The organism is Aurantimonas sp. 22II-16-19i (genome assembly GCF_002088275.1).
Classification (GTDB): domain Bacteria; phylum Pseudomonadota; class Alphaproteobacteria; order Rhizobiales; family Rhizobiaceae; genus Jiella.
On record NZ_AQQS01000001.1, the window covers coordinates 543166 to 553011 of the forward strand.

The 9846-nt window shown below is 67.9% G+C and carries 11 protein-coding genes; 2 read left to right on the forward strand and 9 right to left on the reverse strand.

From position 1 onward, the window contains the following. Positions 1-28: 28 nt before the first annotated feature. On the forward strand, positions 29-745 hold the full coding sequence (locus tag ATO4_RS02525) for a L,D-transpeptidase (RefSeq protein ID WP_083589782.1): 717 nt from the start codon (positions 29-31) through the stop codon (positions 743-745). After that, on the forward strand, positions 742-1380 hold the full coding sequence (locus ATO4_RS02530) for a DsbA family protein (protein WP_083589783.1): 639 nt from the start codon (positions 742-744) through the stop codon (positions 1378-1380). The genes ATO4_RS02525 and ATO4_RS02530 overlap by 4 nt, the downstream gene beginning before the upstream one ends. Positions 1381-1419: 39 nt before the next feature. Here ATO4_RS02530 and ATO4_RS02535 read toward each other — a convergent pair whose 3' ends face one another. The 9 genes from ATO4_RS02535 to ATO4_RS02575 form a co-directional block, all read right to left on the reverse strand. Then, positions 1420-1869: a DsrE family protein gene (locus ATO4_RS02535; protein WP_083589859.1), complete on the reverse strand. Its 450-nt coding sequence runs from the start codon at positions 1867-1869 to the stop codon at positions 1420-1422. Positions 1870-2092: 223 nt separating this feature from the next. Next, complete coding sequence (locus tag ATO4_RS02540) at positions 2093-2845, reverse strand: cytochrome c (RefSeq protein WP_083589784.1); 753 nt, start codon at positions 2843-2845, stop codon at positions 2093-2095. After that, positions 2829-4115: a sulfite dehydrogenase gene (gene soxC, locus ATO4_RS02545; RefSeq protein WP_083589785.1), complete on the reverse strand. Its 1287-nt coding sequence runs from the start codon at positions 4113-4115 to the stop codon at positions 2829-2831. The genes ATO4_RS02540 and soxC overlap by 17 nt, the downstream gene beginning before the upstream one ends. Before the next feature lie 43 nt (positions 4116-4158). Next, on the reverse strand, positions 4159-5853 hold the full coding sequence (gene soxB / locus ATO4_RS02550) for a thiosulfohydrolase SoxB (protein ID WP_083589860.1): 1695 nt from the start codon (positions 5851-5853) through the stop codon (positions 4159-4161). 134 nt (positions 5854-5987) lie between these two features. Then, entirely contained in the window at positions 5988-6848 is an 861-nt protein-coding gene (soxA, locus tag ATO4_RS02555) for a sulfur oxidation c-type cytochrome SoxA (protein WP_245308517.1), read from the reverse strand. Positions 6849-6957: 109 nt separating this feature from the next. Next, complete coding sequence (gene soxZ / locus ATO4_RS02560; RefSeq protein WP_083589787.1) at positions 6958-7284, reverse strand: thiosulfate oxidation carrier complex protein SoxZ; 327 nt, start codon at positions 7282-7284, stop codon at positions 6958-6960. A 79-nt stretch (positions 7285-7363) separates the two neighbouring features. Continuing rightward, positions 7364-7816 (reverse strand): thiosulfate oxidation carrier protein SoxY, encoded by a 453-nt coding sequence (soxY, locus tag ATO4_RS02565; protein ID WP_083589788.1) that lies wholly within the window; start codon positions 7814-7816, stop codon positions 7364-7366. 13 nt (positions 7817-7829) lie between these two features. Beyond that, positions 7830-8291, reverse strand: coding sequence for a sulfur oxidation c-type cytochrome SoxX (gene soxX, locus ATO4_RS02570; RefSeq protein WP_083589789.1), 462 nt, complete (start codon positions 8289-8291; stop codon positions 7830-7832). A 223-nt stretch (positions 8292-8514) separates the two neighbouring features. Beyond that, the coding region (locus ATO4_RS02575; RefSeq protein ID WP_083589790.1) for a heavy metal translocating P-type ATPase at positions 8515-9846 on the reverse strand (1332 nt) is incomplete at its 5' end.

Consider the following 9846-nt stretch of genomic DNA (forward strand, 5'->3'; position numbering starts at 1 on the left):
CATTTCTTCAATCAGCAGAGAACAACTCATGACATCGAAGACCTTGCGGGCCGCCGGCCTGATCGCGCTGGGGCTCGCCGCCGCCGGCTGCTCGACGACGCAGCCGCCGAGCCGGACGCTTGCCTATCAGCAACCGCAGCCGCAGCCGGATCCGCGCATCGCCCGGATGTACGGCGCCGAGGAGGATCAGGGCTGGCGGATTCCCGCCGTCGACCCGCAGAAGATCGAGCCGCGCAACATCCGCCAGATCGTCGACTACCGGACCGACGAGACCCCCGGCACCCTCGTCGTCGACCCGCATGCCCGCTTTCTCTACCTCGTGATGGAGAACGGCAAGGCGATGCGATACGGCGTCGGCGTCGGCAAGGCGGGGCTGGAATTCACCGGCACCGGCACGATCGCCCGCAAGGCGGCCTGGCCGCGCTGGACCCCAACGCCCGGCATGATCGAGCGCGAGCCGGACAAATACGGCGGCGAGCTGCGCCACGGCATGGAGGGCGGCATCGACAACCCGCTCGGCGCGCGCGCCCTCTATCTCTTCAAGGACGGCCGCGACACGCTGTTCCGCATCCACGGCACCAACCAGGAATGGTCGATCGGCCAGGCGGTCTCGTCCGGCTGCATCCGCATGCTGAACCAGGACGTCATCGACCTCAACCGCCGCGTCCCCGACGGCAGCAAGATCGTCGTCGTCGACATGGACCGATCCACCGCAGGAACCCCCAACGGAGAACCGACGTCATGACGTTGAAGCTCGATCGCAGGACCTTTCTGACCGCGTCGCTTGCAAGCGGCGCAGCGCTCGCCGGCGGCGCGGCGCTCGTCGCGGGGCCCGCCCTCGCCGCGCCCGATCCGATGTCGAAGGAGGCCGTGCTCTACGATCCCGAGGCGCCGCTTCTCGGCAATCCCGAGGGCGACCTCACCATCGTCGAATGGTTCGACTACCAGTGCCCCTACTGCAAGAAGGCCTATCCGGATATCCAGAAGATCGTCGCGGAGGACGGCCGGATCCGCATGGTGATGAAGGACTGGCCGATCTTCGGGCCGGCCTCGGAATATGCCACGGACCTCACCCTGGCGGCCGGCGAGCATCGCCCGCAGGCGCTCGACGCCTTGATGCGCACCGAGGGGCGGCTGAGCGATCAGATGATCGACGCCCGCCTGAAGGCGGCCGGTTTCGACGTCGCCGCGCTGAAGCGGGCTCACCAGCGCGAGAAGCGCCGGATCGACGCGCTGATTGCGCGCAATTCGGCCCAGGCCGAGGCTTTCGGATTCCTCGGCACACCGGCCTATATCGTCGGCACCGTCGTGTTCCCCGGCGTGCCGTCGATGCAGGACTTCAGGCAGGCGATCAAGGACACGCGGGCAAAGAACGGCTGACGGCGGACGCCGGTTTTGACGGCCGCAACACGCGCCGCCTCAGGGCTTGACGATGGCATAGCCGTCTTCGTGCAGCCGGATGAGTTCGGCGACGCCGGCCTGCACGACACGGGCATAGGGAACGATGGCCGGGCGCCGACCCTCCTTCGTTTCCAGCGTGTCGAGGGTGTTGCCGCAGGCGGCGAAACGGACGTTGGGCATGCTCTGGCTGAAGGCCTCGAGACGCTCCAGCACCGGCGAGCGGTCGGGCCGCAACATGTCGAGGCCCGGCCCGTAGACGACGATCTCGATGGCGACGCCTTCGGCTTTTTCCGAATAGTCGCGGGAGACGTTGGCGGCGATGTCGAGCGCTGCGCGCATCGCCGCCTCGTCGCGATCGGAGACCTGCAGGGCGAGCTTGTGATCGACGAAGCCGAGGTCCTCCTCGCCGCTCGCCTCGCCGGACGCCTGCGCATGCGCCGGGCCGGCGAGCCCGACGAGGACGGCCATCGCCGCGCCGACCAGACGGACGCGGAAAGCCCGCCATCGCGAAGCACGGGTGGTCTTCGCCTGATGATTCCCTGCCTGGTTCGGAACAAGTCTCGGCGGCGGCGGCGCGCTTCGGCAGGCCAAGCCTGCAGCCGCGCCAATGTTCATGCCCATCTCATCCTCCCGAGTCTCGGGCAGCCCGAACCTGCGCCCGGCAAGCCTGCCGCCTCCGCCGGCCACCGGCTCAGTCGACGCTGCCGCCAGCGGGGCCGCTCTCGTCGCCGCCGCCCTCCGGCGTCACGTCCAGCACCTGCGCGTGCATGGTGATCGTCACCGGTCCCGGCTTGCAATCCGCCATGCAGGGATCCGCGTCGTCCTTGTAGTGCTGTTCCTCCGCCCGGTCGTCGGGGACGAACGCGCCGGCATTCGGCATGGTCACCGAAGTGAAATTCGCGTCGGAAAGCTCGAAGTCCTCGTCGGTCTCGATGTCGTTGAGATAGAGCACGTAAGCCGTCAGCGCGTAGACGTCGTCGTTCGACAGCGAACGGGCATTGCCGAAGGGCATCGCCCGGTGGACGTAGTCGTAAACGGTCGAGAGATACGGCCAATAGGAGCCGACGGTCTTCACCGGCCGGTCGCGGGTCAGGGTGTCGAAGCCGCCGGCGAGCTGCGGCCAGCGGTCCCGCCCCTCGCCGAAGTCGCCGTGGCAGGAGGCGCACTGTTCGGCGAAGATGGTCTCGCCGTCCGACACGGTCCCCTTGCCGACGGGCAGGCCCTGGCCGTCGGGCCGAACGTCGATGTCCCAGGCGGCGACTTCCTCCGGCGTCGCCGCGCGGCCGAGGCCGAGACGGCCGCCGGCGCCCGCATCGGTGGACAGGGCCGCGTTGGTCACACGGCCTTCGGCTGCCTCGGCCTTCTTCGCCGTATCTTGCGCATGAGCCGCCAGCGTCGCCCCGAAGAGGCCGGCCAGGAAGGCGAGCTTACGAAACTTCGACATTTTCGAGCGCTCCGTCCGTCTTCAGATACCAGGTCTGGATGGCGTTGTTGTGGTAGATCGAATTGGCGCCGCGCGCCTTTCGCAGCGCATCCTTCGTCGGCTGGACGAAGCCCTTCTCGTCCATCGCCCGCGACTGCAGCAGAAGCTCCGAGCCGTCCCAGTCGAAATCGTAGTAGAAGCGGTGCACCGCCTTCGGGAAGGACTGCGGGTCGATCCGCGCGGCGTGCCAGTTGCGGCCGCCGTCGAGCGAGACGTCGACACGGCGGATCCTGCCGTTGCCGGACCAGGCGAGGCCGGTGACCACCGTCCGGCCCTTGCCGTGGGCGACAGGCGCCTGGGGGCTCGGTGCGGTGATGACGGACTTCACCTCCATTTCGAAGGTAAACTTGCGCGCCTTGCCGTCGGCGAGGAGGTCGGTGTATTTCGACGTCTCCTCGCGCTGTTCCCAGGGCGCGTCGCCGACTTCCAGCCGGCGCAGCCATTTCACCCACATGTTGCCCTCCCAGCCGGGAACGACGAGGCGAACCGGATAGCCCTGTTCGGGGCGCAGCGCCTCGCCGTTCATCTTCCAGGCGACGAGGCAGTCGTCGAGGGCCTTCTCGATCGGGATCGAGCGGGTCATGGCCGAAGCGTCGGCCCCCTCCGCCAGAAGCCACTTGCCCGAGGATTTCAGCCCGGCCTCGTTCAGGAGGTTCCTCAGCGGCGTGCCGGTATACATCACGCAATGGATCATGCCGTGGGTATACTGGCAGCCATTGAGCTGCGCCCCGCGCCACTCCATGCCGCTGTTTGCCGCGCATTCGAGAAAGTAGACTCGGTTTTCCCGCGGAAAGCGATAAAGGTCCTCCATGGTGAAGACCATCGGCTCGTCGACGAGGCCGTTGATCATCAGCCGATGATCCTGCGGCGGGATCTCGGCGACGCCGCCGTGATGGCGCTCAAAACACAGGCCGCTCGGGGTGATGATACCGTCGAGGGCGTGCAGCGGCGTGAAATTGACCGAACTCGTCGCATCCGCCGTCAGCCAGGGCACGGCGCGGCGCACGACGTCCTTTTCGAACGCCGAGGGCACACCATAGGGCGCCGCATCGACGCCCGGTCCGAGATAGCGGTTCCAGTCCTGGATCTCGGTGATCCTGGGGTCGCCCTCGGCAGCCGCCGGCCTCGCTCCGGCGGCTGCCGCAAGGCCCGCCCCGCCGAGCGCCAGCGTCGATTTCAGGAAGGCCCGGCGCGAGGCGCCGCCTTGGCCCGGCGTCGATCTACTGCCCATGGATCATCACCCTCTTCGATACGATGCTACGCTCCTGCCGCCTTCACGACTTCAGCTTCACGCTGCGGTTCTCGCTCGGCGTGTAGACCGGGTTCGCCTTCAGATGGTCGCTCACCACGTCCCAGATCGGCGGGCCCTCGGTGCCCTCGTTCACCGAGGCCCAGCCGGCGACGACATAGTCCCGCGCCGCCTCGACGGGCGTCTCGGTCTTCAGGACGACCATGTCGGAGATGCGCGAGCCCATCGTCTGGGCCGGGTCGATGGCAAAGCCCATGCCGCCGACGCGCACCATGTCGCCGCCCTGCTGATAATAGGGATCGGCATTGAAGAGATTGTCGGCGACGTCTTCGAGCACGGTCTTCAGCATCGCGCCGGACATCGTCGTGCGGTAGGCCGCCGGATAGGACATGGCGCAGGCATTGTGGAGATCCTCCACCGTGATGTCGCGTCCGGCCGGCAGCGAGGTGCCCCAGCGGAAGCCCGGCGACAGGGCGATCTCGGCGTCGCGCTCCGACAGAAGCGCATCGCAGATCAGGTCGTCCCAGGTGCCGTTGAAATTGCCGCGCCGGTAGAGCAGCCCCTCGGTCCTGCCGAGCACCGCCCCGAGCTGGTCGGCGTATGGCGCACGGACCTCGTCGATCTTGGCGGCCATTTCGCCGTCCGGCGGGATCACGTCCGAAAACACCGGGATCAGCCGGTAGCGCAGGTCCTTCAATTCGCCCTTGCCGATGTCGAGATCGAGCCGGCTGACGAACTTGCCGTTCGAACCGGATGCGATCAGCACCGTCTTGCCGACCTTGACCGGCTCGGGCAGCGCGTCGTGGGTGTGGCCCGTCAGGATCACGTCGATGCCGGGCACCCGCGAGGCCATCGCGCGGTCGACGTCGAAGCCGTTGTGGGAGAGGAGGATGACGACGTCCGCGCCCGCCGCCTTCGCCGCCTCGACATGCTTGGCCACCTCCTCCTCGCGGATGCCGAAGGACCAGCCGGGGATCAGCCAGCGGGGGTTGGCGATCGGCGTATAGGGGAAGGCCTGGCCGATCACCGCGACCTTGGCGCCGCCCCGCTCGAACATCTTCCAGGCCTCGAAGGCCGGCTCGTTCCATTCGGTGTCGAAGATGTTGGAGCCGAGGAAGGGAAACGCCAATGCGTCCTTGGCTTCGCTCACCCGGTCGGCGCCGTAGGTGAATTCCCAGTGGCCGGTCATGGCGTCCGGCTTCAACAGGTTCATGCAGGCGATCATGTCGGCGCCATTCGTCGCGTTCGCCGTGAAGCTGCCCTGCCAGGTGTCGCCGCCATCGAGGAGGATGACGTTCTCCTCGCCGCGCTCGGCCCGCGCCCGTTTCACGATCGTCGCGATGCGGTCGAGCCCGCCCATCTTGCCGTAGCGCTCGGCGAGGGCGGCATAATCCTCGCAGGTCAGCGCGTAGGCTTCCGGCGAGCCGGGTTCGAGCCGATAGAGCTTCAGGAAGTCGGCGCCGCTGAGATGCGGCGGCAGTCCCGCCACCGCGCCGATGCCGATATTGACCGCCGGCTCGCGGAAATAGACCGGCTTCAGCTGGGCGTGGATGTCGGTGACGTGGAGCAGCGTCAGATTGCCGAAGCTCGGCGCGCCGAGGAGGTCGTCCTCGCTCATCCTCTGTTGGGCCGCCGCCCGCGACCACCGCCCGACGAGGCCGGAGCCGGTGATCGATGCGAGGGCGGCGGTCGCCGCCAGGAATTCCCGTCTCGAAACCATGTTCAACGTCCGTCTCTGGCCATCCTCCGGCGAAGCGGCGTCGAGCTTCACGCCCGGTGGTCGATGGCCGGTTGCAGGCATTTCGTGATGTTCGCCCCGCTGCGCCGAAACCCGCGGAGCCTCGTCGATGCGCCCTACTGGCGCACAGCCGGCGTCTCGACGGACAGACCCTCGCCGCGCCAGGCGACATAGACCTCGAGCGCCATCAGCTCGTCCGAGAAGGCCTTGGGCGGTTCGGCCCGCGTATCGCGCACGCAGCCGCGAAAACGGTTGTGCAGCGAGACCAGATTGCCCTGCTTCAGCCGGTAGGTCGGAAATCCGTTCGAGTTGCCCTGGCTGAGATGATCGGCCCGCAGATACCGGCCGCTATTGGCTTCGTGGCAGGAGGCGCAGGCGAAGTTCAGCTGGCCGGTGCGCAGATAGTAGCGATCCTTGCCCTTCTGCCACCAACTCATCATGTCGCCGGCCGAAAGGTCGATCTTCACCGGAATCCCCAGCGACTGGTGCTTGATGTAGGCTGTCAGGTCTACCTGGTCCTGCGCGTCGAACTTGTAGGGCTCGGCCTTCATCTGCGCGGTGCGGCAGGCATTGATCTGGAGTTCGATGTCGAAGGGCTTGCCGGCCTTGGCGTTCCATTTCGGATAGCTGGCGCCGACGCCCTGCATCGATTCCGCCGCATCGCCGTGGCAGGAGGCGCAGGACTTGCCGGCCTCGCCCGCGACGGTGTTCCAGACCACCTCGCCGTGCTCGACATTGAGCATGCCGGGGTTCTCGAAGCTGTCGGCTTCCATCGCCCTCGTATCCGGTTCGCGGTAGAGCCAGCCGGACTTCACGACGTCGAACGGGTGGCCCGGCGGCTCCTTCGGCGCCGGCGCCTCGGTGACGATCGCCTCGCCGTCGATCTCCAGCGCCTCGCTCACCGGATCGGCAAGCGCCGTCGTCGGACCGGCGAGGAGCAAGACCACAGCCAGCGCTGCAAGTGTTCTGTTCTTCACGCCTTTCCCTCCCAAGAATGACGGAGCCGTCGTCATGTCGCGACCGCCGAAGCGTCGAGACGCACGACAGGTCCGCGGGCGCAGTGCCAGCCGCCTCCGCGGCCGGCCATCAGTTCACGGTGATCGTCTGCTCGTCGGTGTAGGTCGAGCCGTCGTCGTCCACCCAGGTGAATTTGAAGGTTCCGCTTTCCGGCACCTTGGCGTTGAACTCGAAATAGGGATTGGCCGCCACCGCCGGATCGAGGTCGCACTCGAAGACCTTCGTACCGTTGAACTCGCAGGTGAATTTGTTGATGATCTGCCGCGGGACGAGGTTGCCGTCCTTGTCCTTGCGCTGGCCGGATTCCATGTCGTGACTGATCAGCGTCTTGATCGTGATGATCTCGCCGGCCGAAGCTTTTTTCGGCACTTTCACGCGAGGCTTGGGCGTTGCCATTTTCGAGGTTTCCTCCCGTTTCGCGGCCCGCTCCGCATTGGGCGGGCCGCTGGATCGTCAAGCGTTTCGAGGCCAAGTCTCAGCCGCCGCAGCCGCCGATCGTCACCTTGACTTCCTTGCGGTCCGAAAAGGTCGAGCCGTCGCTCATCCTGGCGACCGCGATGACGTTCTGGGTCTTGGCGAGGCGGATGCGCGTCGTCGCCGCGGCGGTTCCGCTCAGCGGCGTGAAATGGAAGGTTGCGACCTCCGGATTGGGGTTGCCCTCGGCCAGGATCGTCACGGAGGCGACATAGTCCCCCTCGGTCATCGGGCTGTCGACCTCGACCGTCACCGGAACCGAATTGCCGTTCTCCGCGATCTCCGGCGCGGTCAGGGTGATCCTGCCCGGCTCCGGCGTCTTGCCGCCGGTGAAGGCGCCGATTGCCGCATCGGCCGCCTCCACCGTCGCCCAGGCCGGCCGCGCCAGCATCGCCACGCCGGCCATCGCCGTCAGGGAGGCCGTTCCCGCCAGAAGTCTACGCCGCGTCATCATCTGGGTTTTCTCCTCATTCGCCCTTCAGCGTGGTCAGATAAGCGACGACGTCCTCGACGTCCTTGGCGCTCAGGATCGTCTTGTCCTTGAACTCCTCGGCGACGTCGACGCCGACATCGAGCGAGTAAAAGCCCGGCATCATCGTTTCCGGCCCGAACACCGTCTTGGCATTCACGACGATGGCGCGAAGCTGTGCCGCCTCCCAGCGGTCGCCGACACCATCGAGGGCCGGCCCGACCGTGCCCTGGAAGAGCTCGCTCTTCAGGTCGGCATTGACGTGGCAGGCGAGGCAGTTGCCGAGGCCGCGATCGGCGAAGACCTTGCGACCGGCGACAGGGTCTCCGCCCGCCTCGGAGATCGGTTGCGCCACCGCCATGTCGTCGACGGCCACCGCGCCCGGCGCGGTTTCGGCCGCGGCCGGCGCCGCCGCGAACAGAGCGACCAGGACGACGCTTCGCTTGCAAATGCGGTTCATAGCCAGGTTTTCCTCCCGTGCCGTCGCCGGCGCATCGGACGTTGCCGATGACGATCAGCCTAGCCGAGATCGAAATAAATGCAAGGATATAATTTTTTGAATGTATTGCAGTGCAGCAGCGCGTCCCCGGCCGGTGCTCGAAGGAGCCGGCCGGCGTATGAACCCCGCGCCGCGATTGAGCGTCGACGCCTTGGCGCCGGTCCGATCCCGGTGCCGGGCGGCTTCAGGGCGCCACCTTGCCGGTGCCGTGTGGCTCCGCCCTCAGGGCGCGCAGCGCGTTGAGGATGACCGCGACGTCGATCACCTCCTGCACCAGCGCCCCCTGGACCGGCGGCAGCAGCCCCGCGGCGGCAAGCAGCATCCCGGCGCCGGACAGGCCGATGCCCGCCGCGACGCTCTGGAGCGCGATCCTGCGCGAACGCCGGGCGATCGTCATGGCGTCCGCAAGCCCGTCCAGCCGGTCGCGGAGCAGGATGCCGTCGGCGGCTTCGGCGGCCGCGGCCGTTCCCCTCGCCCCCATGGCGATGCCGAGATCCGCCTCGACGAGGGCCGGCGCGTCGTTGACCCCGTCGCCGACCATCATCACGACTCCATGCGCCTTCTCCCGGCGCACCAGGTCGATCTTGTCTCCCGGCGCGAGATCGGCGGCGATCGCATCCAGATCGACATGCTGCGCGAGCGCGCGCGCGACGTCGTCCCGATCGCCCGTCGCAAGCACGATCCGCCGGACGCCGAGCTTGCGCATCCGGGCCAGGGTCTCGCCAACATCGCCGCGAAGCCCATCCCGCAAGAGGATCAGGCCGGCGAAGTGGCCATCGACGGACACGGCCACGGAGACTGCGCCGGGAGCCACCGCCGCACGCAACTTGCCCGCCTCGCCTGCCGGAAGCGCCGCCGCGACGAAGGCCTTCCCGCCGACGCGAACGCGGCGGTGCCCGATCATCCCCTCGACGCCCTCACCGGCGGTCTCGCGGCCCTCCCGGGGAAGTTCGAGGGCCAGGCCACCCGCCTGAGCAGCCGTCACGATGGCTCTCGCCATCCCATGCTGCGACACCTGGTCGAGGCTGGCCGCCAGGCGCAGCACCTCCGCCCCGTCCCAGCCCGGCGCCAGAACGATCTCGGAGACCTCGGCGATGCCGTGGGTCAGCGTCCCGGTCTTGTCGATGACCAGCGTGTCGATCCGGCCGAGGGTTTCCAGGGCGCCTCCCCCCTTGACGAGGACGCCGATCCGCGCCGCCCGGGAGATGCCGGCGACGATGGCGACGGGGACGGCGAGGATCAGCGGACAGGGGGTGGCGACGACCAGCACGGCAACGGCCCGGACGGGATCGCCGGAAAGCCACCAGGCGACACCGGCGAGGACCAGCGTCGCCAGCATGAATCCGAGCGCATAGCGGTCGGCAAGGCGGGTCATCGGCGCCTGCGACCGGGTCGCCTCTTCGACGAGGCGGACGATGCCGGCATAGGTGCTGCGGGCGGCGGTCTCCTCGGCGAGAAGGTCGAAGGCGCCGCCGACATTCGTCGAGCCGCTGCGGACCGGCTCCCCCCCCCCCCC

Bases quoted from the DNA above. Each gene is read 5' to 3' on its own strand.
- ATO4_RS02540 (WP_083589784.1), bottom strand. From the start codon at position 2,845: ATGTCGAAGTTTCGTAAGCTCGCCTTCCTGGCCGGCCTCTTCGGGGCG.
- soxY (WP_083589788.1), bottom strand. From the start codon at position 7,816: ATGATGACGCGGCGTAGACTTCTGGCGGGAACGGCCTCCCTGACGGCG.
- ATO4_RS02530 (WP_083589783.1), top strand. From the start codon at position 742: ATGACGTTGAAGCTCGATCGCAGGACCTTTCTGACCGCGTCGCTTGCA.
- soxB (WP_083589860.1), bottom strand. From the start codon at position 5,853: ATGGTTTCGAGACGGGAATTCCTGGCGGCGACCGCCGCCCTCGCATCG.
- soxC (WP_083589785.1), bottom strand. From the start codon at position 4,115: ATGGGCAGTAGATCGACGCCGGGCCAAGGCGGCGCCTCGCGCCGGGCC.
- soxX (WP_083589789.1), bottom strand. From the start codon at position 8,291: ATGAACCGCATTTGCAAGCGAAGCGTCGTCCTGGTCGCTCTGTTCGCG.
- soxZ (WP_083589787.1), bottom strand. From the start codon at position 7,284: ATGGCAACGCCCAAGCCTCGCGTGAAAGTGCCGAAAAAAGCTTCGGCC.
- ATO4_RS02535 (WP_083589859.1), bottom strand. From the start codon at position 1,869: ATGGCCGTCCTCGTCGGGCTCGCCGGCCCGGCGCATGCGCAGGCGTCC.
- ATO4_RS02525 (WP_083589782.1), top strand. From the start codon at position 29: ATGACATCGAAGACCTTGCGGGCCGCCGGCCTGATCGCGCTGGGGCTC.